We start from the raw sequence: 22,236 nt of genomic DNA, 5'->3' as shown, positions 1-22,236 counted from the left end.
GAAGCCGATTCCGCTCCACAGAGCGAGGCGTGAAAGGCGGTCGGCGGTGGCCAAGGAGATCGACGGTTCGGCGGGGGTACCGCAGTTCTACGGGAAGGAGCTGCGGTACCAGAGGGAGGCGGCGGGCCTGACCATGGAGAAGCTGCTGGATGGCAGCTACTACGGAATCGCCATGCTCAGCGCGGTCGAGCACGGCGACCGCCGCATGCCGCCTCCGCTCGCCGCACACGTGGACCGCAAGCTGAGCACGGACTTTTTCACTCGGCGTTGTGAAGACGTTCGGGAGGCCCAGAGCAAGGGGCACGCCGCGTTCTTCGCGGGCATCGCGGAAGCGGAGGTCCGCGCCCGGACCATCAGCCAGTGGTCGGGCAACCTGATCCCGGGACTCCTCCAGACCCCCGCGTACGCGCGAGCCGTCATCCAGGCGACGCACCCTCTGGACACTCCCGAGGAAGTGCAGGCCAAGATCGACGCCCGGCAGAAGCGGGCCAAGCTGTTCGCCGATCCCAAGAAGCCCGAGTACTGGGTGGTCCTGCACGAGTCAGTGATCCGCCACCCACTGCTGGAACCGGCGGAGATGGCCGAGCAGTTGGATCACATCGCCGCGCTGGTGCAAAGCCGTCGGGTCGTTCTACAGATCCTCCCGTGGAACGCGGCCACCCGCCCCATCAGCGAAATGCCGCTGCTGCTCCTGGACTTCGACGACGAGCCGCCGTTGCTCTACACCGAGGGTGCCTACCACGGGCAGACCATCGATGATCCGGGGCTCGTTAAGCAGTACCGCAACGCATACGATCGCCTCAGGGCCGCCGCGCTGCCGCCAGAGGTGTCCCTCGCCCTGCTGAAGAAGGCGGCTGAGGAGTTCCGGAATGGCCAGCACCACCCTTGACCTGAGCACCACCCGCTGGCGCAAGAGCAGCTACAGCAACGGCTCTGGCGGGGACTGCCTGGAGGTGGCCGACGGCCACCCCGGGATCGTCCCCGTCCGTGACTCCAAGCGCCCCGACGGCCCCGCCCTCGTCGTCAACGCCACCGCCTGGGCGCCGTTCATCGAGGCGGTCAAGGCCGCCTGACGCGGAGCACGTACACGCGCGAAGGGGCGCGCCCGGAAGAATCCGGGCGCGCCCCTCGGCGTCACCGCGCGACCGTTACCGGTCGAGGCGCTCGTTCGCCTCGTTCTGGGCGCGCTGGGCGGTGCCCTTCGCGCGGTCGCGGCCCTGCTGGGCGGCGTCCTTGGCGCGGTCGCGGCCCTGGCCCTTGCGGTCCTGGGTCTGGTCCTGCGCCTGGCCCGCGAGGTCCTTGGCCTTGTCCTTGAACTGGTCGGCGATGCCCATGCTGTTCACTCCTATGTGGTGCGTGGGGGTTCGGCCCCGGTGGGGCCTCGACCAGATTCACACGGCCGACCACGCTCCGCATGTCGATCATTCACGCTGCGTGCGCGCGGCGCGTTCCTGCTGGTCAGCGGCGCCTCCGGCGCCGACGAGGCCCCTGCTCCGGCCCTCCATGCGCGGGCCGAAGCGGCGCATCTCGCGCTGGCCGACGACGCCGATGAGGGTCGGCAGGTAGCCGCGTACGGACTGCATGCCGCGCAGCCACCACTGGGCGTAGACGTGGGCGGAGCGGCGCTCGATCCCGGCGACGATCCGGTCGACGGCGGGGCCGAGCGGGTACGTGCGGTTGGTGGGCCACGGGAGGCGCTTGCGCAGGTCCCGCATGACGTCGTCCTCGTCGGCGCCGCGCACCATGTCGGTGTCGGTCCAGGAGAGGTAGCCGACGCCCACCTTCACGCCCTTGTAGCCGACTTCGCCGCGCAGGCTGTGCGCGAACGCCTCGACGCCGGACTTGGAGGCGCAGTAGGCGCTCATCATCGGGGCCGGGGTCATCGCGGCGAGGGACGCGATCTGGAGGAAGTAGCCCCGGCTCTCCGTGAGGACGGGCAGGAAGGCGCGCGCCGTCACCGCGCCGCCGATGAGGTTGACCTCGATGACGCGGCGCCAGGCGACCGGGTCGGAGTCGACGAGAGGGCCGCCGGTGGCGACGCCGGCGTTGGCGACCACGATGTCGACCTTGCCGAAGCGGGCCTTGACGTCCTTCGCGACCTGGGCCATCGCCTCGTGGTCGGTGACGTCGGCGTGCCAGTGGTCGCTCTCGCCGTGGAGGCGGGCCGAGACCTTCTTCAGCTCGTCGGGTTCGAGGCCGACGAGGGCGAGGATCGCGCCCCGGGCGGAGAGCTTGCGGGCGAGGAGTTCGCCGACGCCGCGTGCCGCGCCGGTGACGACGACGACCTGTCCTTCGAGACTTCCCGTGCCGCTCATGCGACCTCCTCCTTGCCCTCGATGTCTGTAGTACCCCGCGCGTCCCGGTCCGGGCCGGACGGCAGGTACGCGGTCACCAGCTCCCGTATCTTCGCCGTGACGATCTCCGGCGCCTCCACGGGCGTCATGTGCCCCATGCCCGTCAGCTCGGTGAGGCCGAGGCAGTCGGGCAGGGCCGCCGCGACGGCGCGGGCGTGGACGGGCGGCGTGAGCCGGTCCTCCGTGCCCGCGATGACCGCGGTGGGCACGCGCAACTCCCGTACGCCCTCGTCCAGATCGAGTTCGGCGAGGACGTGACCCCAGGCGACCCGGGGCAGGCGGGGGCAGGCGTGCACGATGCGGGCACAGGTGTCGACCCGGTCGGGGGCCGAACCGGCGCCCATCGTCCCGTACTTCAGTATCCGACGCGAAACGGGCGTGACCGGACCGAGGGGGGCGCGCGCGCCGAGGATCGCGCGGGTGAGACGGGTGCGTACGGCTCCGGCGCGCATCGGCACGACCAGCGACTCGGCGAGGAGCCGGGAGCTGCCGGTGCTGCACAGCAGGACGGCGACGGCGTGCTCGCGCAGCTTCGGGCGGCGGGAGGCGGCCATGATCGTCATGCCGCCCATGGAGTGCCCGGCGAGGACGGCCTTCTCGCCGGGGGCGAGGGTCGCGGCCAGCACCGCTTCGAGGTCGTCGGCGAGGGCGTCGGTGGTGTAGCCGTCGCGGGCGGCGGCGGGCGAGGTGCCGTGGCCGCGCTGGTCGTAGGCGATGACACGGTGGTCGACGGCCAGGTCCCGTATCTGGGCGTCCCAGAAGCTGGTGTTGCAGGTCCAGCCGTGGGAGAGGACGACGGCGGGGGCGCCCTCCTGGCCGTGGATCTCGACGTGTATCCGGGAGCCGTCGGCGGAAACGGCGAGGAGTTCGCGGGCGGCCACGGGTCGGCGGCGCGCGACGGGCAGCGGGCGGCTCATCGGACGGCCTCCTCGGAGACGGTGTCGCCGGACGTGCGCTGGGCGGGGACGGACGGGCGCAGGACCTGGTATTCGGACAGGTCGACGGTCCGGGTGGCCCTGCGGAACTCGGTGGTGGTGCCGGGCCAGACGGTGGTGTTGCGGCCGTTGGCGTCCAGGTACCAGCTGGTGCAGCCGCCGGTGTTCCAGACGGTGCGCTTCATGCGGTCCTGGACGCGGCGGTTCCAGTGGTGCACGGCGGAGGGGCGGGCGTCGAAGGCCGCCTTGCCGCCGAGGAGGTCCAGCTGGCGCAGGTAGTCGGCCATGTAGTTCAGCTGGGACTCGATCATGAGGATCATCGAGGAGTTCCCGAGCCCGGTGTTGGGGCCGATGATCGTCATCCAGTTCGGGAACCCGGCCGCGCTGGCGCCGCGCAGCGCCTGCACGCCGTCCTTCCAGGACTCGGCCAGCGTGATCCCGTCGGCGCCGACGACGCGTTCGGCGATCGGCATGTCGGTGACGTGGAATCCGGTGCCGAAGATGATCGCGTCGACCTCGGCCTCCGTGCCGTCGGACGCGACGACGGTGCTGCCGCGGACCTCGGCGAGGCCCGAGGCGACGACGTCGACATTGGGCTGGGCCAGGGCGGGGTAGTACGTGCTCGACAGCAGGATGCGTTTGCAGCCGATGCGGTACGAGGGGGTCAGCTTGGCGCGCAGGGCCGGGTCCTTGATGGCGCGGGCCATGTTGGACTTCGCTATGCGCTCGACCAGGCCGAGCTGGTCGGGGTGCTTGGTGAAGGCGCTGACCTGCAACTCCCGGATGCCCCAGAGGAGTCCGCGGCGGGCGGCGCCGGTGACGGGCAGGGCGCGGTGGAGCCACTGCTCGGCGCCGCTGATCTTCCGGTCCATGCGGGGCATGACCCAGGGCGGGGTGCGCTGGAAGAGCGTCAGCTTCCCGACCTTCGGCTGGATGGAGGGGACGATCTGGATGGCGGAAGCGCCGGTGCCGACCATCGCGACGCGCTTGCCGGTGAGGTCGGCGTCGTGGTCCCAGCGGGCGGAGTGGAAGACCTTGCCGGGGAAGTCGGCGAGCCCCGGGATGTCGGGCATCTTCGGGTCGGAGAGCGGTCCGCTGGCGGAGACGACGACGTCCGCGACGATCGTGGTGCCGTTCGCGCTGTCGATGACCCAGTGCAGCTCGTCGTTGTCCCAGCGCATCTGCTTCACCTCGTGGTCGAGGCGCAGATGGGCGCGGAGCCCGAAGGTGTCGGCGACGTGCTCCAGGTAGGCGCGGATGTGTTCCTGCCCGGAGAAGGTGCGCGGCCACTCGGGGTTGGGGGCGAACGAGAAGGAGTAGAGGTGGGACGGTACGTCGCAGGCGCAGCCGGGGTAGCTGTTGTCGCGCCAGGTGCCGCCGACGGAACCGGCGCGCTCCAGGATCACGAAGTCGGTGATGCCTTCGCGTCGCAGCCGGACCGCGGCACCGAGGCCCCCGAATCCGGATCCGATCACCGCCACGCGTACGTGCTCGTGCTGGGCCATGCTGCCGCCTCCCGCGGTACGTCACACGACTCTGCCAGCAATCACTGGCATGGTTGGGAGGGTAGAGCAGCGGAGTACCGATGGGTAGGGGGCGGACGAAGCAAAGTTACCCGCGGTACAAGTTGAGGCCGCGCACCCCTGGACGGTCTAAGGTGCGGGGGTGGCAGACGGACCCGAGCACCGCGAGTACCGCATGGAGGAGCTGGCCAAGGAGGCCGGCATCCCCGTGCGGACCGTGCGCTTCTACCGCGAGCGCGGCCTGATCTCGCCGCCCCGCCGGGAGGGCCGCATCGCCTGGTACGACGACCGCCACCTGGCCCGCCTGCGCACGATCACGGGCCTCCTGGAACGCGGCCACACGCTGACCGGCATCGCCGACCTGGCCCGTACGTTCGAGAGCGGCCGGGACGTCGCCGAGGTGCTGGGCCTGGGCGAACCGTCCGAGGAGACCCCGGTCCGCCTGACGCCCGAGCAGCTGGCGGACTACTTCGAGGGCGAGTCCACGCCGGAGAACCTGGCGCTGGCGATGGAGCTGGGCTACCTGGGGACGGACGGCGAGGAGATCGTCCACATCAGCCGCCGCCTGCTGGACGTCTCGGCCGAGCTGGTACGGGAGGGCGTGCCGCTCTCCGCGGTGCTGTCGGCGGGCCGCCAGGTCCGTCGGCACGCGGAGGCCCTGGCGGACCTGTTCGTGGCGGTGCTCCAGGAGCACGGCGCGGAGACGGACCCGGAGCCGCCCCAACTGCGGCCGCTGGCACGCGCGGTGGTGGACGCGGAGCTGTCGATGGCGCTGGACCGGCGGCTGCGGCGGAAGACGGTGGAGGAGACCGAGTAGATCCGGTGCGGATCTTGCTCATTCCGCCACCCGCACCGGCCGCCCCCCGCTAGGTTTCCGGCATGAAGCCGCTGACCGCCGAGGACCCCACGCGCATCGGCCCCTACCGCCTGATCGCCCGCCTGGGCGCGGGCGGGATGGGCCTCGTCTACCTCGGCCGCTCGGACGTCGGCCGCACGGTCGCGGTGAAGGTCGTGCAGCGCGAGTACGCGGCGCAGCCGGAGTTCCGCAAGCGCTTCGCGCGCGAGGTGGCGGCGGCCGGTGAGGTGGCCGGGAGCTGGACGGCGGACGTCCTCGACTCGGACACCGAGGCCGAAGTGCCGTGGCTGGCCACGCAGTACGTACCCGGCCCCGACCTGGCGACGGTGGTCGGGGCGGACTACGGCCCGCTGCCCGAGCACTCGGTCCGCGTCCTGGCGAACCGCCTCGCCCTCGCACTGGGGGCGGTGCACGGGGCGGGGCTCATCCACCGCGACCTGAAGCCGTCCAACGTGCTGGTGACGGTGGACGGGCCACGGGTCATCGACTTCGGCATCGCCCGCGCCATGGACAAGCTGACGGACGGCAGCCTGCTCACGCGCACGGGCATGCTGATCGGTTCACCGGGCTTCATGTCGCCGGAGCAGGTGAGGGGCCTCGAACTCACCCCGGCCAGCGATGTGTTCTGCCTGGGCGCGGTCCTGGTGTACGCGGCGACGGGCCGCCTGCTCTTCGGCGCCACGGACACCGGTCTGAACGCGCACCTGTTCCGGATCGCGGAGGACGAACCGGATCTGACGGGCGTACCGGAGTCGTTGCTCCCCCTGGTGCGCGCCTGCCTGGCGAAGGACCCCGCCGCCCGGCCCACCCCGCAGGAGATCGCCGCCCGCACGGCCGGGGACGGGGACGCGGTGTGGCTGCCGGGCGAGGTGCTGGCGGAGCTGGGGCGGAGATCGGCGCGGCTGCTGGACTACGTACCGGAGGCGCGGGGGCCCGCGCCCACCGGACCGGACCCGGAGGCGCCCGGCGCCGGGGCGTCTTCCGCCTCCGCCGTGACGGAGCCGGTCGCCTCCCCCGCGTACCCCCCGACGACTCCCGCGCAGCCGCCCGGCGCGTCCCGCACCCCGGGTCTCGCGATGATCGTCGTGGCGCAACTGGCGGTGCTGGCCGGGGCGGTGATCGGAAATCCGGCCGGGCCCGACGGAGGGGCGACGCCCTACCCCACGCCCTCGCCCGTTTCGTACGCCTTCGCGGTCGCCTTCGCGGCCGTGCTGGTGCCGGGCGGCCATCTGGCGGACCGGCTGGGCCACAGGCGGTCGCTGGTCACCGGCGTGACCGGCTTCGCGGTGTCGGGGCTGCTCTCGGGGGCCGCCCTCCTGACCGGCGCGCCACCCTTGATCACGGCGGGCCGTGCCCTTCAGGGCGGCTTCGGCGCGCTGGCGACGGCGGCGGCACTGGCCATGGTGGCGGGTTCGCGGGGCCGGGCGGGCCGGGGCTTCGGGGCGTACGCGGCGGCGAGCGCGTGCGGCCCGATGCTCGGTCTGCTCGGAGGCGATGCCCTGTCGTTCATGGCCAGCGGCCCGGTCACGGCCGTCGCACCGGCACTCGCGCTGCTGGCCCTGACGGGCGCGCGGACGCTGCCGCCGGACTCCCCGGTGCGCTCCCAGGGCGTGCCCGCCGACCTGCCGGGCGTGCTGCTGGGCTTCCTGGGAGCGGGGGCCGTCATGTACGGGCTGGTGGGCGTCCCGTGGTCGGGCCAGGTGAGCGAGGAGGCGGGCGTCGCGCTCGGTGCGGGCATCGTGCTGCTGATCGCGTTCGCGTCGCGGCAGCGGGCGGCGTCGGCCCCGCTGCTTCCGCCGTACGTCCTCCGCGACCGCGGACGCCGGGGCGGTTTCCTGACGATGGGCCTGGTCGGCTTCGGCGTCCTCGGCCTGCTGCCGCCGCTGGCCGACATGATGGGCGACGAGTTCTCCCACTCGGCGCCGTGGACGGGGCCGATGCTGCCGATGCTGCTCGCGGTGGCGGTCAGCGGAGGCTGGACCGCGCCGCATCTGCTGCGCGACGGCATGACACCCGCGCGCATGGCGGTGACGGGCCTGCCGACGACGGCGGCGGGGGTGGCGCTGGGGATTCTCGCCATCGAGGACGACAGCGGTTACGCGGCCCTGTCGGCCTGCCTGATCGTGGCGGGCATCGGCATCGGCCTCACCCTCGCCGCGCTCTTCACGGCCGCGCTGATCGACATCACCCCCCGCCACTCCGGCGCGACGGCGGGCGCCCTGATGGCCACCCAGTACCTGACCGGAGCCCTGGGCACCGCGCTGTACGCCCTGCTCAACGGCCCCCCGTGGTGGGCGGCGCTCTGCATGCTCCTGGCAGCGTTGACAGCGGGGCGGATGCTGCGGACACCGGGGCCTGAGCGGTCGTAGGGGCGTAGCCCACCCCGCCCGCCCCGTGGACCCGCTACTGCTCGTACACCACCGTCACGGGCGCGTGGTCGCTCCACCGCTCGCCGTGCGTGGCGGCCCGTTCGACCCACGCCTTCACCGCGCGGCCCGCGAGGCCGGGGGTCGCGACCTGGTAGTCGATGCGCCAGCCGGTGTCGTTGTCGAACGCGCGCCCCCGGTACGACCACCACGAGTACGGGCCCTCGACGTCCGGGTGCAGGGCGCGTACGACGTCGACGTACGCCGCCTCCGCGAAGACCCGGGTCAGCCACTCGCGCTCCTCGGGGAGGAAGCCGGAGCTCTTGCGGTTGGCGCGCCAGTTCTTGAGGTCGGCCTCCTGGTGGGCGATGTTCCAGTCGCCGCAGACGACGACCTCGCGGCCCTCGGCGGCGGCGCGCGCCTTCAGCCCGACGAGGTAGGGCAGGAAGGCGGCCATGAAGCGCTCCTTCTCGTCCTGCCGCTCGGTGCCGACCTCGCCGGAGGGCAGGTAGAGGCTCGCGACCGTGACGCCGGGCAGGTCGATCTCGACGTACCGCCCGCTCGTGTCGAACTCCTCGCACCCGGCGGGCCCGTACCCGCCGAAGCCGATCTGCACCCGCTCCGGGGCGCGCCGCGAGTAGAGGGAGACCCCGGCCCGGCCCTTGGCCGCGGCGGGCGCGTGGACGGTGTGCCAGCCCTCGGGGTCACGCACGTCCGCGGGCAGTTGCGCGGGCTCGGCGCGGACCTCCTGGAGGCAGATCACATCGGCGTCGGTCTGCGCCAGCCACTCGACGAAGCCCTTCTTGGCCGCGGCGCGGAGACCGTTTACATTCACGGAGGTCACGGTGAGCATTCCGGCACGATACCGGTCAAGGCTGTCGCATACATGTACGATACTCCGCATGGATATCCACGTTCGGGCCTTCGATCACCCCGATGCCGTCAAACTCAACGACCGCGTGCAGCTCGAATACGCCGAGCGCTACGGCGATGGGGGCGATGTCACACCGCTGGACCCCACCATGTTCGACCCGCCGCACGGTCTGTACCTGATCGCGTACGACGCGTCGGACCAGCCGGTCGCCACGGGCGGCTGGCGCTCCCAGGAGCGCAACGACGAGGGCTACTCGGACGGTGACGCCGAGCTGAAGCGGATGTACGTCATACCGGAGGGCCGCGGCCTGGGCCTCGCCCGCCGCATCCTGGCCGCCCTGGAGGCCGACGCCCGCGCCGCGGGCCGCACCCGCATGGTCCTGGAGACCGGCGACCGCCAGCCGGAGGCCATCGCCCTGTACCTCTCCAGCGGCTACACCCCGTGCGAGAAGTTCGGCCACTACCGCACGTACGACAGCAGCCGCTGTTTCGCGAAGCCGCTGCGGGGGAACGGCACCGGCTGACCCGGCGTTCCCCTCACCCCGCCTTCGGAAACGCCGCCTTCAGGGCCGTCCGCCGGGTGAGGAACGCGACGCGGATCACCGGCAGCATGCACAGCGCCTGCGCCACCGCGTACCAGGGCGGGCACACGCCCGGGATCAGGTCGACGCCGATGATGGCGATCGGCATGATCACCGCGAGGGTGCTCACGCGCTCGAAGGCCCTGCGGGAGCCCTCCGCGGCCGCGGCCGTGACACGGAGGAGTACGTACGCGATCACCGGCAGCAGGACTGCGCGGACCCACATGAAGGTGTTCACCGTGTGACCGGTGGCGGCCACCACGACGACCGCGCCGAGGGCTGCGGCGGTGAGCGCGCCGTAGAGCGTGAAGCTCCGGCGGGCCGACGCGAGGGCCCTCAGGGCCTCGGGCTGAAGGTCCGTGTTCGTGTTCGTGCTCGGGTTCGTGTTCATGGTGACGACGCTACGAATCACCGGTCCGGCGCGGTATGCGTCTGGGCGCACAAGGGGGTGGGTCCAGACCCACTCCTCGCCCGAGCGGCGCCTGCGCGCCCGCCGCGCGGTGCAGAGTGGGTGCGTCGGGACGGACGCGGAGAGGCAGCGGGCGATGAGAGTGCTGGGGTCGTGGGCGGCGGGCGCGGCAATCGGGTTCGTACGGGCGGGCGCCGTCGCCGCCGTCACGATGCTGATCCCGGCCGTGTGGGCGGGCGCGGTGGCCTGGGGCATCGGGTGGGGCGCGGCGAACCCCTGGTCGTGGGTCGGCCCCTTCGTGCTGGTGTGCGCGGGCACGGCCGCCCTGACGCGGCCCGTGTGCCGGGCGGTCCGCGCGCTGGTCGCCCGCTGGACCGGGACCGAGATCCCGTCCGGCTACCGGAACGCCCCACCGGTGACGCGCATGGCCACGGGCTTCTGGTGGAACGGCTTCGACTACCACCGCACCCGGCGGGACGCCCTCATGGACCAGCGGTGGCGGCTGCGCTGGAAGGACCCGGCCAACTGGCGCGACCTGCGCTTCACGGTGATCGCCCCGTTCACGGCGGGGATCGTGGCGTGCGTGCCACTCGCGGGGGTGGTGTGGGGTGCCGTCGGGCTGGGAACGGGCCGGCCGGTCCGGCTCCTCGGCCTCCTCGTGACCGCCGCCTCTGCCCCGTACGCCTGGCGGGCGGTCACCCCGGTCGCGGTCCGTTTCCTGCGGCCGTCCGCCCGGATGGCGCTCGCGGACCGGGTGGACGAACTCACGGGTCAGCGGGCCGACGCGACGGTGGCCCAGGCCGCCGAGATCCGCCGGATCGAACGGGACCTGCACGACGGGGCGCAGGCCAGGCTCGTCGCGCTCGGGATGTCCCTGGCCACGGTGGAGAAGCTGATGGAGACCGACCCGGACCGGGCCAGGGCCCTGATGCGCGAGGCGCGGGCGGGCGCCACCGCCTCGCTGGCGGAACTGCGCGACCTGGTGCACGGGATCAACCCGCCGGTGCTGGGCGACCGGGGCCTGGTCGACGCCGTACGCGCCCTCGCCCTCGACAGCCCGCTCGAAACGGAGGTCGTCGCGGACGTGCCGAGGCGGCTCGACGCGCCCGTCGAGTCGGCCGTCTACTTCGGCATCGCCGAGCTGCTGGCCAACGCCGTCAAGCACGCCGGAGCGACCCGGATGCGGATCACCCTCGCCCAGGACGGGACGGCCCTGGTCGTGGAAGCGGAGGACGACGGGCACGGCGGTGCGGTGATCCGGGACGGCGGCGGACTCGCGGGACTGCGGCGGCGCCTCGCGGTGTTCGACGGCAGCCTGGACATCACGAGTCCGCCCGGCGGGCCGACCGTCACGAGGATCATGGTGCCATGCGAATCGTGGTAGCCGAGGACCTGTACCTCCTGCGGGACGGCATGGTCCGTCTCATCGAGGCGTACGGACACGAGGTGGTGGGTACGGCCACGACCGGGCCGGAGACGCTGGCCGCGCTGCGCGGGCTGCGCCCGGACGCGGCGGTGGTGGACGTCCGCATGCCGCCGACGCAGACCGACGAGGGACTGCGCGCGGCCCTCGCCGCCCGCGCCGAGATGCCGGGGCTGCCGGTCCTGATCCTGTCCCAGTACGTGGAGCAGCTGTACGCCCGCGAGTTGCTGGCCGACGGGTCGGGCGGCGTCGGCTACTTCCTGAAGGAGAGCGTGTTCGACGCGGACCAGTTCATCGACGCGCTGGAACGGGTCGCGGCGGGCGGCACGGCCATGGACCCGGCGGTCATCGCGAAGCTCCTGTCCAGCGGCTCGTCCCACCGCCGCCTCGACGGCCTCACCGAGCGCGAGCACGAGGTCCTGGCCCTGATGGCCGAGGGCCTGTCCAACCAGTCCATCGCGACCCGCCTGTTCCTCAGCGAAAGCGCGATCAGCAAGTACACGACCTCGCTGTTCGGCAAGCTGGGCATCACGGACGACGGCACGAACAACCGCCGGGTGCTGGCGGTGCTGGCGTATCTGAACCACCCCTGACGAGGGGCGGGGGGACGTCCCCTTCCGCGACGTGCCCGAATGCCGCCGCTTCCCCGAGCGGGACGCCACGGGCTGTCCAACAATGGCGGGGTCGCGTGAGCACACAGAGGGAGGCGTCGCGGGATGCGTGCCGGGCCCGGTGAGAGGAGCGTCCGTGGCGGACGGTGACGGGCAGGACAGCGCCCCGGCCACGACCGGCCGGGGCCCGAGGACGGCGGTGCTGGGCACGGCCCTGCTGCTGTGCGTCCTCGTCGTGGTCCTGCAGTTGAGCACCCCGCCCTCCTCGCACATCGCCTCGGTGCTGGTCGCGGTGCCCGCCGTCATCGCGTTCGGGTTCGGGCCGCCGGTGATCATCGGTTCCGCGGTGGTGGCGGCGGGGTGCCGCTGGCTGCTCCTGCCCACCGAGCCGCAGCGGATCGGCTCCGCGATCGGCACCACCGTGGTGATCGGCGTCATCGCCGCACTGTCCTGCTTCGTGGTCCGCCGCGGTGAGCGGGAGTCCGCGCGGCTGCGGAAGGTGGTCTCCGTCGCCGAGACCGCGCAGCGGGCGGTACTGCGCCCACCGCCCGAGACGCTGCGCCATTTCCGCACGGCCGCGAGCTATCTCGCCGCCGCGCAGTACGCGCGCATCGGAGGCGACCTCTACGCCGTGGCGGACACCGCATTCGGGGTCCGCGCGCTCATCGGGGACGTACGCGGGAAAGGGCTCGACGCGGTGTCCACCGCCTCGGTGGTCCTCGGCTCGTTCCACGAGGCGGCGTACGAGGAAGAGACGCTGGGCCACCTGGCCGGTCGGCTCGACACCGGCCTGAACCGCTTCCTGCGCGACGACGAGGCGTTCGTCACCGCCCTCCTGGTCCAGATCGCGCCCGACGGCCACACGGAGGCGTACTCCTGCGGCCACCCGCCCGCGCTCGTGCTGCGCGACGGAACGACCCGGGAGCTCCCGGCCGGCACCGGCCTCCCCCTGGGGCTGCGCGCCCTCACGAGCGCCCCCGCCGACACGGACGGCCCGCGGTCGGCCGGAACGCTGCTGCGCCCCGGCGACACGCTCCTGCTGTACACCGACGGCATCGCGGAGACCCGGAACGAGGCCGGGGCGTTCTACCCGCTCGCCGGCCGCCTGACGGCCTACCAGCGCGAGCGCCCTGCGCCCGTGGACCCGCAACACCTGCTCGCCTGGCTCCAGGAGGACGCCCAGGACTACAGCTGCGCCGACACCTACGACGACGCGGCGCTCCTCGCCCTCGCCTGGCCGCCCGGTCCGGAGCCCGGACACCTCCCGTGAACGCCGAAGGTCCCGCCCAGTCTTGCGACCGGACGGGACCTTCGTTGTGCAGTGGACCTGTGGGGATTTGAACCCCAGACCCCCTCGATGCGAACGAGGTGCGCTACCAGACTGCGCCACAGGCCCTTGCGACGTGTGAAACTCTAGCACCCTCCAGGGGGTGCTCGGAAATCCGTTCCGCGCTGGTCAGCCGTGGCGTGGCTCACGGCCGTCCGGCGCGGTGTCACTCGTTGGCCGCGCGGGGGCGGTCGCCGCCCTCGTACTGGTCGAAGAGCGGGGTGCGGCCCCGGTCGCGGGAGCGGCGGGACTGCGGGGAGCGCTGGCGCGGCGCCGGGTCCACCGGGGGCGCGGCGGGGTCCGGCTGCGTCGGCTCGGCGGTGCTGGAGCGGGCCGCGCTCCAGGTCTCCGGGTTGCCGACCTCGACCCCGCCCGTGGCGCGCGGGGCGACCGGGGCGGTGACATAGGTGGGCAGCGGCACCGGGACCGGCTCCCAGCTGTCGCCCTGGACGCGGCCGCGCTCGCGCTGCTGGTCCACCCACTCCGCGTGGTCCGTCTGCTCGACCAGGGCGCGGCGCCCGGCCTCCTGCGGGGAGACCGTGGGCGTCGGCTCGGGGGCCGGGTGGCGCGGCTCGGAGTCCTCGTCGGTCTCGGCCGTCGCCGTGGTGGCGGGCTGGTGGCGGCGGGGGCGGTTCTCGCGGAGCCGCTGGGCCGCCACCTCGGCGCGCCGCTGGTCCATGGTGAAGGCGAACCGCCGCCGCTCGTGCGCCCTCAGGTGCGCGATGTACGCGCTGAGAAGCACGGCCGGGACCGCGGGCGCCCAGAGGAAGCGGAGCCCGCCGACGGCCGCCACGATCGCCCCGAGCGTGAAGGCGAGGAAGAGGATGACGGTGGTGCGCCGACGGCGCGCGAGGACCTGGAGGCGCTGTGCCCGCCGGGCGCGTTCCGCGTCGATGCCGCCGGGGCGCGCGCGCCGGGCGGGACCGGGGACGGCGGGCTCGGCGCCGCGCCGCTCGCGGGGGGCGCGCTCCGGCGTACCGGCCGGATCGTGCATCCGGGCCTCGGTGTGCGCCGGGGGCGCGGCGAAGGCCCGGACGTCGACGGGGTCCATTCGGTCCGTGCTCGCGTCCGGGTCGGTGTCGGGTGCCGCCTCGTCCTCGGTGCGCTCCTGGAGCCCCTTGGCATACCGGCGCTCCATCGCCGCCCGGCCGGAGAGCAGCCGGATGGCGGTGCTGAAGCGCTCGGTCGGACGCTCTTCGTTCAGCTCGTCCTGCCTGCGGAGCCACATCGGCACCAAGTAGGCGGCCCAGGCCCCGACGATGACTGCGTAGATGAGGCCGCTGCTGCTCACTCTCACACCGTAGAGGGGTTTGCGCGGAGGGATCCGCCAATTGGCGCGGTGTGTCGCGCGATCCGGTCGATATCGCGGACTTTTTTTACAAGGGCGCGGATCATCCGATCGAGAGCAATTCGAACAAAGTTTTTATTACGCGGGAGGCTCCGGCTGATCCGTACGGGGAAGGGGCCGCGAGCGGTGCCATCTCCGCAGCATTCCGTCCGGCACTTCCTCCGCCGTCAGCGCGTAGATCAGGTGGTCGCGCCACGCCCCGTCGATGTGCAGATAACGCGGCCGCAGCCCCTCTTCGCGGAATCCGAGTTTCTCCACCACCCGCCGGCTCGGCCCGTTCTCCGGCCGAATGCACACCTCGATGCGGTGGAGGCCCACCACCTGGAAGCAGTGGTCGACGGCGAGCGCGACGGCGGTCGGCATCACCCCGCGCCCGGCCACCTCGCGGTCCACCCAGTAGCCGACGTGTCCCGAGCACATCGAGCCCCAGGTGATCCCGGCGACGGTCAGCTGCCCGACCAGCCGGCCCCGGTACTCGATGGCGAACGGCAGCATCCGGCCCGCGTTCGCCTCGGAGCGCAGATGGCGGATCATCTGGCGGTACGTGGGCCGCTGGGCGACCGGTCCGCCGGGCGCGGGGGGCGGGACCGTCGCCTCCCAGGGGCGCAGCCAGTCCCGGTTGCGCCGGTTGACCTCGCGCCAGTCGCGCTGGTCGCGCAGCTTGATGGGCCGGAGGGCGACATCGCCGTCCACCAGGATCACCGGCCAGGTCGGGACGTTCAGCTCGGGCTCCCGGGTCGGGGGTGGTCGCCACCGCGCAGCTGGTCCACGGCGTGCACCAGGAGGCGTTCGAGGACGGCGAGTCCGTCGCGCACCCCGCCGGTCGAGCCGGGGAGGTTGACGATCAGGGTGCGCCCGGCCACGCCCGCCAGGCCGCGCGAGAGCGCGGCGGTGGGGACCTTGTCGCGGCCCTCGGCCCGGATCGCCTCGGGGATGCCGGGCACTTCGTGGTCCAGGACGCGGCGGGTGGCCTCGGGGGTGCGGTCGGTGGGTGAGATGCCCGTACCGCCCGTGGTGACGACCACGTCGTACGCGGATGCCACCGCGGTCCGCAGCGCCTGCTCGACCGGGTCGCCGTCGGGCACGACCTCCGGGCCGTCGACGGTGAAGCCGAGCCCCGTCAGCGCCTCGGCGATCAGCGGCCCGCCCTTGTCCGCGTAGACCCCGGCGGATGCGCGGTTCGACGCGGTCACGACGAGGGCGCGGTACGGGGCCGGGGCGTCGGCGGCGCTCACGCGTCGGTCCCGGGCGCCTGGGCGCGTACGTAGTCGCCGGACTTGCCGCCCGACTTCGCCTCGACCCGGATGTCCGTGATGACCGCGGCCTTGTCGACCGCCTTGACCATGTCCACGATGGTGAGCGCGGCGACGGACACCGCGGTCAGGGCCTCCATCTCGACGCCCGTGCGGTCGGTGGTCTTCACCGTGGCGGTGATCTCCACGGCGTCGTCGGTCACGCTCAGCTCGACGCCGACGCCGGAGACGGCCAGCGGGTGGCAGAGGGGGATCAGGTCCGGGGTGCGCTTGGCGCCCATGATCCCGGCGATCCGCGCGGTGGCGAGGGCGTCGCCCTTGGGGACCCCCTCGCCCCGGAGCAGTTCGATCACACGCGGCGACACGAGGACCCGCCCGCCGGCCCGGGCGACGCGCGCGGTGACGTCCTTCCCGGAGACGTCGACCATGCGGGCGGCCCCCGCCTCGTCGATGTGCGTCAGCCTGTTCTGCGTACTCAACTCACTCCGCCTAGCGGTAGGGCGCCGGATTCCCCGGGCCGCACCGGGGCGCGGGTCCGGGAGCCGGGGGGTGTCCCCCGGACGGCACAGCGCCAGATACCGTACCGCCACCGGGGCCCGGTCAGCGGAGCAGGATCACCTCGGTGTCGGAGCCGGGTTCGGCGGAGGTGACGTCCTCGCGGAGCACGATCAGGGCGTCCGCCCGGGCGAGCGCGGCGATCAGATGCGAGCCGGAGCCGCCGACGGGCGCGACGGTGCCCGCCTCGGCGTCGTACGTCCCGCGCAGGAACTGCCGCTTCCCGGCGGGTGAGGACAGGGCCTTGTCCGCGACGAGGGCGGCCCGCACCGTCGGGCGGTCGCTCGCGGGCAGGCCCATCAGGGTGCGGATCACGGGGCGGACGAACAGCTCGAAGGAGACGTAGCTGGAGACGGGGTTGCCGGGGAGGGCGAGCAGCGGGGTGTGGTCGGGGCCGATGGAGCCGAAGCCCTGCGGTTTGCCCGGCTGCATGGCGAGCTTCCGGAAGTCCACGCCGCCGCCCGGCTCGTCCTCGTCGCCGACGGAGGACAGGGCCTCCTTCACCACGTCGTACGCGCCGACGCTGACGCCGCCCGTGGTGACGAGGAGGTCGGCGCGGATGAGCTGGTCCTCGATGGTGGCGCGCAGGGTCTCGGCGTCGTCGGCGACGGCACCGACGCGGTAGGCGATGGCCCCGGCGTCCCGGGCGGCCGCGGTGAGGGCGAAGCTGTTGGAGTCGTAGATCTGCCCGCCGGTCAGCTCGCCGCCGGGCTGCACGAGTTCGCTGCCGGTGGACAGGACGACGACGCGGGGGCGGGGCCGCACCTTGACGGTGGAGCGGCCGATCGCGGCGAGCAGGCCGATCTGGGGCGGTCCGATCACCGTGCCCGCCTTGAGCGCGAGGTCACCGGGGCGCACATCGCTGCCCCGCTCGCGGACGTGGGCGCCGGCCTCGGCGGGGCGGTGGACGCGGACCTCGCCGGCGGCGCCCTCCGGGGCGTCGCTGTGGGCGCGCATCGCGGCGGCGGGGCCCTCGCCCGTGCCGCCGTCGGTCCACTCGACGGGGACGACGGCCTCGGCGCCCTCCGGGAGCGGGGCGCCGGTCATGATGCGGGCGGCCTCGCCCGCGCCGACGCGCCGGCCGGGGCCGAGGCCGTCGTCCCCGGCCGCGACGTCCCCGATGACGGTGAGGACGGCGGGGAACTCCTCGGTCGCGCCCTCGACATCGGCGACGCGGACCGCGTAACCGTCCATGGAGCTGTTGTCGAAGGGCGGCAGCGCGACCTCCACCACGACGTCCTCGACCAGGACGCAGCCCTGGGCCTCGGGCAGTTGCAGCTCGATGGGTTCGAGCGGCTTCACCGCGGCGAGGATGTCTTCCAGGTGCTCGTCCACCGACCAGATCGTGCTGCTCAACGTGCTACATCTCCTCGGTGACGTACCGGCGGAGCCAACTGCGGAACTCCGGCCCCAGATCATCACGTTCGCACGCGAGTCTGACAATGGCACGCAGATAGTCGCTGCGGTCGCCGGTGTCGTAGCGGCGCCCCTTGAAGACGACGCCGTGCACGGGGCCGCCGGCCTTCTCGTCCTCGGCGAGCAGTTGCAGGGCGTCGGTCAGCTGGATCTCGTTGCCCCGGCCCGGCTCGGTCCGGCGCAGTATCCCGAACACCGCGGGGTCCAGGACGTAGCGGCCGATGATCGCGAGGTTGCTGGGCGCGTCGGCGGGTTCCGGCTTCTCGACCAGGCCGGTGACGCGCACGACGTCCGTCTCTGCGGTGGGCTCCACGGCCGCGCAGCCGTACTGGTGGATCATCGCGGGCGGGACCTCCATGAGCGCGATGACGCTGCCGCCCTCGCGCTCCTGGACCGCCGTCATCCGGGTCAGCAGCGGGTCACGGGGGTCGATGAGGTCGTCGCCCAGGAGCACCGCGAACGGCTCGTCGCCGACGTGCGGCGCGGCGCACAGGACGGCGTGCCCCAGACCCCTGGGGTCGCCCTGGCGGACGTAGTGCATGGTGGCGAGGTCGGTGGACTCGCGGACCTTGCGCAGCCGGTCGGCGTCGCCCTTGCGGGTCAGGGCGCCCTCCAGCTCGTAGTTCCGGTCGAAGTGGTCCTCCAGGGGACGCTTGTTCCGGCCGGTGACCATGAGTACGTCGTGCAGCCCGGCGGCCACCGCTTCCTCGACGACGTACTGGATGGCAGGCTTGTCGACAACAGGCAGCATCTCCTTGGGGGTGGCCTTGGTGGCCGGGAGGAAGCGGGTCCCGAGGCCCGCCGCCGGGATGACGGCCTTGCTGATCCTGGGGTTCGACTGGGTCATGCGCTGAACCCTAACGGGGCCACATGGGCGGAAGATGAGGCTCCGGTTAACTTTGTCCTCATATGGACCTGTCCGAGAGGCCGGTTGATGCCCGTTGAACACCGACATGTCCGCAAAGGCCGCGCTGCGGCGTGAACTGCTGGCCGCGCGCCGCCTCCTGACGGACCAGGACGCCGCACGTGCCGCCTCGGTCCTCGCCCGCCACGCGCTCGGACTGCCGGAGCTGAGCGGGGCCCGTACCGTTGCCGCGTACGTCTCGGTGGGGCGCGAACCGGGCACCCGCGCGCTGCTGGACGCGCTGCGCGCGCGGGGCGTACGGGTGCTGCTTCCGGTGCTCCTCGCCGACAACGACCTGGACTGGGCACCGTACGAGGGCGCGGAAGGGCTCGCGAAGGCGGGGCGCGGGCTGCTCGAACCCACCGGTGGACGGCTGGGCCCCGACGCCGTGCTGGACGCGGACGCGGTGCTGCTGCCCGGTCTCGCGGTGGACGCGCGCGGCATGCGCCTGGGGCGCGGCGGCGGCAGCTACGACCGGGTGCTGGCCCGCCTGACGGCCGCCGGTGCCACCCCCGCGCTCATCGTCCTGCTGTACGCGAACGAGGTGGCCGAAAAGGTCCCGGCCGAGCCGCACGACTTCCCCGTGGACGCGGTGGTCACACCAGAGGGCCCCCGGCGCTTCGGCGTGAACTGAAGCACCGGGGGCCCTCGGGGGCGCGCCTACGGTTTCAGGGTCAGGGTGTCCGTCGTCGTCCCGGCCACGGCGTTCGTGCCGTAGGCCCAGGGCAGCAGTTCACCGTTGACCCACTTGTCGGTCTGGTCGGTGTAGTGCGCGGCGAACGCGTGCCCGGAGGCGCCGGTGAGGTTGATCCAGCGGGACTTGTCCCAGTCGGCCACGTTGACGACCATCCGCATCGACGGCACCCAGACCACCTCGTAGCCGCCGGCCGCGTTCCAGCCGGTGGCGTCCACCGCGGCCTCGCCGCCGCCGAGGTTCCAGGGGCCGCGGTTCAGGAGCCGCTGGAGGAGTCCGGGGCCCTCGGTGCCCAGGGTCTGGTTCTTGAGGGTCAGCTGGTGGAGCCGGCCCCAGTTCCAGGTGGTGATGTCCTTGCCCATCTTGGCGGTCAGCTCCCAGCGCGCGTCCTCCATGGCGCGGGCGAACAGCTGGTCGCGGGTCTCGGTCGCCTTGTCCTTGCGGCTCCTGGGCGACTTCCACCACTTGCTGTCCGGCTTGTCCATGAGGTTCGCGACGACCTGGTACCAGCGGTCACCGCCGTCGGGCTGCGCGGAGTCCGGGGAGCGCTGACCGCATTCGCGCACCAGCCGGTCCTGCTCGTCGGCCGGGCCCGAGTTCTTCGCCGGGGGCACGTTCAGGCACTCGCCCTCGACGCGCATCTCCTTGGGCAGCTTGTCGCCGAAGGCGAGCTTGAGGATGTTGCGCCAGACGCCGTTGAAGTACGCGGCGGCGGCCGAGTCGGCCTCCTGGGTGTAGTCCCAGCCCTCCAGCAGCTTCTGCGCCTCGCGGACGTCCTTGTCGGCGATGTTGATCTTCAGCAGCTCGGGCACCAGCAGCGCGGCGATCTCGCTGGTGTTGTCCATCTGCATCTTCTGCATGTCTTCGGTCGAGATCTTGCCGCCGCCCTTGATCTTCGACTGGATGAGGTCGTTGATCCGCTGGCTGCGGCTGCCGTAGCCCCAGTCCTTGGTGAGCAGGTAGGGGTACTTGTCCTCGTCGATGACCGCCTGGTTCGCGGTGACGATGTAGCCGCGCTCCGGGTTGTACTCGTAGGGCAGCTCGGCGAACGGGATCGGGTCCTTCTTCCAGCCGTAAGCCGACGTCCAGCCGGGGCTGGGCGTGGTGCCGTCGCCCTGCTTGCGGACCGGAATTTTGCCGGGGGCCTGGTAGCCGATGTTGCCCTTGGTGTCGGCGTAGATGAGGTTCTGCGAGGGCACCTCGAAGTGCTCGGACGCCTTGCGGAAGCTCGTGAAGTCGTTGGCGCGGTTCAGCTCGAAGACGGCGTCCATGGAGTGGCCGGGCTCCAGCGCGGTCCACTTCAGGGCGACGGCGTAACCGTCGGCGCGGTCCGGCGCCGAGTTGGTGACGGGGGCCTTCTGGCCGACCTTCTCCAGCTCGCTGCTGCGGTCGGAGACCAGCGGGCCGTTGTTGGTCTCGCGGACCGTGATGTGCCGGTCCTTGCCGCCCGCGACCTTGATGGTCTCCTCGCGGGTGGTGAAGGGCTTGGTCTTGCCGTCGTACAGGTAGCCGTCTGCGGTGACCTTCTCCAGGAAGAGGTCGGTGACGTCGGCGCCGAGGTTGGTGAAGCCCCAGGCGATGTCCTGGTTGTGGCCGATGATCACACCGGGCATGCCGGAGAAGGTGTACCCGGCCGTGTCGTACTTGCAGGTTTCGGAGACCTGCCGGCAGTGCAGGCCCATCTGGTACCAGAGGGACGGCAACATCGGCGCGAGGTGCGGGTCGTTGGCCAGCAGCGGCTTGTTGGTCGTCGTGTACTTGCCCGAGACCACCCAGGAGTTCGAGCCGATGCCGGTGCCGTTCGGACCGAGCAGTGCGGGGATCTCGTCAAGGGTGTCGGAGAGCGCGCCGAGCTGCGTGTTCAGACCCTGGGTCGCGTCCGCCACGGTGTTCGCGCCGCTCGCGCCGGTGTCCGTCGCCTTCGGGTCGAAGGTGCCGGTGACCGGGGAGACGCCGCCCTCGGTGACGATCGGCTCGTGCTTGTCGTACGGGTACGCGGGGTAGAGCTGCTTGATCTCGTCGGCGTCGAGCCGGCTCGTCATCAGCGAGCGGTCGATCTCGTCCTGCATGTTGCCGCGCAGGTCCCAGGCCATGGCCTTCAGCCAGGCGACCGAGTCGACCGGGGTCCACTCCGACGGCTTGTAGTCGTTGGTGAGGCCGAGCGCGGCGTACTCGACGGAGATGTCCTTGCCGTCGCGCCCCTTGAGGTAGGCGTTCACGCCGTCCGCGTAGGCCTGGAGGTTCTTCTTGGTCTCCTCGGACAGGACGGTGTCGTACTCCTCCTGCGCGACCTTGCGCCAGCCCAGCGTCCGCAGGAAGGAGTCCGTCTCGACCTGCCCGGAGCCGAACATCTCGGAGAGCCGGCCGGCCGTCATGTGGCGGCGCACGTCCATCTCCCAGAAGCGGTCCTGCGCCTGCACGAAGCCCTGGGCGCGGAACAGGTCGGCGTCCGAGTCCGCGTAGATCTGCGGAATCCCGTAGCCGTCGCGCTTGACGTCGACGTTGCCGGAGAGTCCGTCCAGGTGGATGGTCCCGTTGGTCTGCGGGTAGGAGGCGCGCACGGTGGACACGGACCAGTAGGTCCCGTAACCGATGCCCGCGACGAGCGCCAGCACCAGGACGATCAAGAGCAGTCGGGCGCGGCGCCCCTTCTTCTTCTTGCGCGGCCCGCCACCGGCGGTACCGGTGGATCCGGAAGAGGCGGTTGTTGTGGCGGGCATCGCTGTCCTTCGAGGGCAGGGCGGTCCTGGGAGTGCAGGAGCAACCATAGGCGCAGCGCGTAACCCACTCGGACGCGGTATCAGGATG

22 protein-coding genes and 1 tRNA gene are annotated in these 22,236 nt (G+C 72.4%); 9 read left to right on the top strand and 14 right to left on the bottom strand.

All coding sequences use genetic code 11. From position 1 onward, the window contains the following. Positions 1–46 precede the first annotated feature (46 nt). Positions 47–889, top strand: a complete 843-nt coding sequence (locus AB0L33_RS17520) for a DUF5753 domain-containing protein (RefSeq protein WP_365682261.1) — start codon at positions 47–49, stop codon at positions 887–889. Continuing rightward, positions 870–1,073 carry a DUF397 domain-containing protein gene (locus tag AB0L33_RS17515; RefSeq protein WP_365682259.1) on the top strand — a complete coding sequence of 68 codons (204 nt, stop codon included), beginning with the start codon at positions 870–872 and terminating at the stop codon, positions 1,071–1,073. The genes AB0L33_RS17520 and AB0L33_RS17515 overlap by 20 nt, the downstream gene beginning before the upstream one ends. Positions 1,074–1,148: 75 nt before the next feature. On the opposite strand, the gene AB0L33_RS17510 is transcribed toward AB0L33_RS17515, so the two are convergent. From AB0L33_RS17510 to AB0L33_RS17495, 4 genes are all read right to left on the bottom strand, one after another. After that, positions 1,149–1,334: a hypothetical protein gene (locus AB0L33_RS17510; RefSeq protein WP_365682257.1), complete on the bottom strand. Its 186-nt coding sequence runs from the start codon at positions 1,332–1,334 to the stop codon at positions 1,149–1,151. Between the two features lie 87 nt (positions 1,335–1,421). Next, the gene (locus AB0L33_RS17505; protein ID WP_365682255.1) at positions 1,422–2,315 is read right to left on the bottom strand and encodes an SDR family oxidoreductase; all 894 of its coding nucleotides are present in this window, start codon (positions 2,313–2,315) and stop codon (positions 1,422–1,424) included. Then, positions 2,312–3,271 (bottom strand): alpha/beta fold hydrolase, encoded by a 960-nt coding sequence (locus AB0L33_RS17500; RefSeq protein ID WP_365682253.1) that lies wholly within the window; start codon positions 3,269–3,271, stop codon positions 2,312–2,314. Before AB0L33_RS17500 ends, AB0L33_RS17505 begins: the two co-directional genes overlap by 4 nt. Next, complete coding sequence (locus tag AB0L33_RS17495) at positions 3,268–4,794, bottom strand: NAD(P)/FAD-dependent oxidoreductase (protein WP_365682252.1); 1,527 nt, start codon at positions 4,792–4,794, stop codon at positions 3,268–3,270. Before AB0L33_RS17495 ends, AB0L33_RS17500 begins: the two co-directional genes overlap by 4 nt. Before the next feature lie 193 nt (positions 4,795–4,987). On the opposite strand from AB0L33_RS17495, the gene AB0L33_RS17490 reads away from it, so the two are divergent. Continuing rightward, positions 4,988–5,629, top strand: a complete 642-nt coding sequence (locus AB0L33_RS17490; RefSeq protein ID WP_365682561.1) for a MerR family transcriptional regulator — start codon at positions 4,988–4,990, stop codon at positions 5,627–5,629. Positions 5,630–5,691: 62 nt separating this feature from the next. Next, a complete protein-coding gene (locus AB0L33_RS17485; protein ID WP_365682250.1) occupies positions 5,692–8,037 on the top strand; it encodes an MFS transporter in 2,346 nt (781 codons plus the stop codon). Between the two features lie 34 nt (positions 8,038–8,071). On the opposite strand, the gene AB0L33_RS17480 is transcribed toward AB0L33_RS17485, so the two are convergent. After that, the gene (locus tag AB0L33_RS17480; RefSeq protein ID WP_365682248.1) at positions 8,072–8,887 is read right to left on the bottom strand and encodes an exodeoxyribonuclease III; all 816 of its coding nucleotides are present in this window, start codon (positions 8,885–8,887) and stop codon (positions 8,072–8,074) included. Between the two features lie 49 nt (positions 8,888–8,936). Between AB0L33_RS17480 and AB0L33_RS17475 the strand changes: the two genes are divergently transcribed. Continuing rightward, positions 8,937–9,431 carry a GNAT family N-acetyltransferase gene (locus AB0L33_RS17475; protein WP_365682246.1) on the top strand — a complete coding sequence of 165 codons (495 nt, stop codon included), beginning with the start codon at positions 8,937–8,939 and terminating at the stop codon, positions 9,429–9,431. A 13-nt stretch (positions 9,432–9,444) separates the two neighbouring features. Here the strand turns inward: AB0L33_RS17475 and AB0L33_RS17470 are convergent, their stop codons facing one another. Continuing rightward, positions 9,445–9,879, bottom strand: coding sequence for a hypothetical protein (locus AB0L33_RS17470; protein WP_365682244.1), 435 nt, complete (start codon positions 9,877–9,879; stop codon positions 9,445–9,447). 154 nt (positions 9,880–10,033) lie between these two features. Here AB0L33_RS17470 and AB0L33_RS17465 point away from each other — a divergent pair, with 154 nt between their 5' ends. The 3 genes from AB0L33_RS17465 to AB0L33_RS17455 all read left to right on the top strand — a co-directional run bounded on the left by AB0L33_RS17465 (position 10,034) and on the right by AB0L33_RS17455 (position 13,201). Continuing rightward, entirely contained in the window at positions 10,034–11,281 is a 1,248-nt protein-coding gene (locus AB0L33_RS17465; RefSeq protein WP_365682243.1) for a histidine kinase, read from the top strand. Further along, positions 11,266–11,913: a response regulator transcription factor gene (locus tag AB0L33_RS17460; protein WP_365682241.1), complete on the top strand. Its 648-nt coding sequence runs from the start codon at positions 11,266–11,268 to the stop codon at positions 11,911–11,913. Before AB0L33_RS17465 ends, AB0L33_RS17460 begins: the two co-directional genes overlap by 16 nt. Positions 11,914–12,067: 154 nt before the next feature. Further along, entirely contained in the window at positions 12,068–13,201 is a 1,134-nt protein-coding gene (locus AB0L33_RS17455; protein ID WP_365682239.1) for a PP2C family protein-serine/threonine phosphatase, read from the top strand. A gap of 52 nt (positions 13,202–13,253) precedes the next feature. Here the strand turns inward: AB0L33_RS17455 and AB0L33_RS17450 are convergent. The 7 genes from AB0L33_RS17450 to galU all read right to left on the bottom strand — a co-directional run bounded on the left by AB0L33_RS17450 (position 13,254) and on the right by galU (position 18,677). Next, positions 13,254–13,327: transfer RNA gene (locus AB0L33_RS17450), tRNA-Ala, on the bottom strand. A 97-nt stretch (positions 13,328–13,424) separates the two neighbouring features. Further along, a complete protein-coding gene (gene glpR, locus AB0L33_RS17445) occupies positions 13,425–14,549 on the bottom strand; it encodes a gephyrin-like molybdotransferase receptor GlpR (RefSeq protein ID WP_365682237.1) in 1,125 nt (374 codons plus the stop codon). Between the two features lie 135 nt (positions 14,550–14,684). Next, positions 14,685–15,308: a GNAT family protein gene (locus tag AB0L33_RS17440; RefSeq protein WP_365682235.1), complete on the bottom strand. Its 624-nt coding sequence runs from the start codon at positions 15,306–15,308 to the stop codon at positions 14,685–14,687. Positions 15,309–15,325: 17 nt separating this feature from the next. Further along, entirely contained in the window at positions 15,326–15,841 is a 516-nt protein-coding gene (locus AB0L33_RS17435; protein ID WP_365682233.1) for a MogA/MoaB family molybdenum cofactor biosynthesis protein, read from the bottom strand. Beyond that, complete coding sequence (gene moaC / locus AB0L33_RS17430; RefSeq protein WP_365682231.1) at positions 15,838–16,338, bottom strand: cyclic pyranopterin monophosphate synthase MoaC; 501 nt, start codon at positions 16,336–16,338, stop codon at positions 15,838–15,840. The genes AB0L33_RS17435 and moaC overlap by 4 nt, the downstream gene beginning before the upstream one ends. A gap of 121 nt (positions 16,339–16,459) precedes the next feature. Beyond that, positions 16,460–17,770, bottom strand: a complete 1,311-nt coding sequence (gene glp / locus AB0L33_RS17425; protein ID WP_365682229.1) for a gephyrin-like molybdotransferase Glp — start codon at positions 17,768–17,770, stop codon at positions 16,460–16,462. Positions 17,771–17,774: 4 nt separating this feature from the next. Beyond that, complete coding sequence (gene galU, locus AB0L33_RS17420; RefSeq protein WP_365682227.1) at positions 17,775–18,677, bottom strand: UTP--glucose-1-phosphate uridylyltransferase GalU; 903 nt, start codon at positions 18,675–18,677, stop codon at positions 17,775–17,777. Between the two features lie 106 nt (positions 18,678–18,783). Between galU and AB0L33_RS17415 the strand changes: the two genes are divergently transcribed. Beyond that, the gene (locus AB0L33_RS17415; RefSeq protein ID WP_365682225.1) at positions 18,784–19,368 is read left to right on the top strand and encodes a 5-formyltetrahydrofolate cyclo-ligase; all 585 of its coding nucleotides are present in this window, start codon (positions 18,784–18,786) and stop codon (positions 19,366–19,368) included. A 26-nt stretch (positions 19,369–19,394) separates the two neighbouring features. Here the strand turns inward: AB0L33_RS17415 and AB0L33_RS17410 are convergent, their stop codons facing one another. Continuing rightward, a complete protein-coding gene (locus AB0L33_RS17410; RefSeq protein WP_365682223.1) occupies positions 19,395–22,148 on the bottom strand; it encodes a penicillin acylase family protein in 2,754 nt (917 codons plus the stop codon). Positions 22,149–22,236 lie beyond the last annotated feature (88 nt).

This window comes from Streptomyces sp. NPDC052299 (genome assembly GCF_040679335.1).
In the GTDB taxonomy this organism is placed as follows: domain Bacteria; phylum Actinomycetota; class Actinomycetes; order Streptomycetales; family Streptomycetaceae; genus Streptomyces.
Note: the sequence above shows the minus strand (reverse complement) of the source record. Positions and strands in the feature narration are given on the sequence as shown.

Coding starts and splice junctions, on each gene's coding strand:
- AB0L33_RS17475 (WP_365682246.1), top strand. CDS start 8,937: ATGGATATCCACGTTCGGGCCTTCGATCACCCCGATGCCGTCAAACTC.
- AB0L33_RS17515 (WP_365682259.1), top strand. CDS start 870: ATGGCCAGCACCACCCTTGACCTGAGCACCACCCGCTGGCGCAAGAGC.
- AB0L33_RS17495 (WP_365682252.1), bottom strand. CDS start 4,794: ATGGCCCAGCACGAGCACGTACGCGTGGCGGTGATCGGATCCGGATTC.
- AB0L33_RS17490 (WP_365682561.1), top strand. CDS start 4,988: ATGGAGGAGCTGGCCAAGGAGGCCGGCATCCCCGTGCGGACCGTGCGC.
- AB0L33_RS17415 (WP_365682225.1), top strand. CDS start 18,784: ATGTCCGCAAAGGCCGCGCTGCGGCGTGAACTGCTGGCCGCGCGCCGC.
- AB0L33_RS17470 (WP_365682244.1), bottom strand. CDS start 9,879: ATGAACACGAACCCGAGCACGAACACGAACACGGACCTTCAGCCCGAG.
- AB0L33_RS17500 (WP_365682253.1), bottom strand. CDS start 3,271: ATGAGCCGCCCGCTGCCCGTCGCGCGCCGCCGACCCGTGGCCGCCCGC.
- AB0L33_RS17410 (WP_365682223.1), bottom strand. CDS start 22,148: ATGCCCGCCACAACAACCGCCTCTTCCGGATCCACCGGTACCGCCGGT.
- AB0L33_RS17485 (WP_365682250.1), top strand. CDS start 5,692: ATGAAGCCGCTGACCGCCGAGGACCCCACGCGCATCGGCCCCTACCGC.
- AB0L33_RS17465 (WP_365682243.1), top strand. CDS start 10,034: ATGAGAGTGCTGGGGTCGTGGGCGGCGGGCGCGGCAATCGGGTTCGTA.
- AB0L33_RS17510 (WP_365682257.1), bottom strand. CDS start 1,334: ATGGGCATCGCCGACCAGTTCAAGGACAAGGCCAAGGACCTCGCGGGC.
- AB0L33_RS17480 (WP_365682248.1), bottom strand. CDS start 8,887: ATGCTCACCGTGACCTCCGTGAATGTAAACGGTCTCCGCGCCGCGGCC.
- AB0L33_RS17505 (WP_365682255.1), bottom strand. CDS start 2,315: ATGAGCGGCACGGGAAGTCTCGAAGGACAGGTCGTCGTCGTCACCGGC.
- AB0L33_RS17460 (WP_365682241.1), top strand. CDS start 11,266: ATGCGAATCGTGGTAGCCGAGGACCTGTACCTCCTGCGGGACGGCATG.
- galU (WP_365682227.1), bottom strand. CDS start 18,677: ATGACCCAGTCGAACCCCAGGATCAGCAAGGCCGTCATCCCGGCGGCG.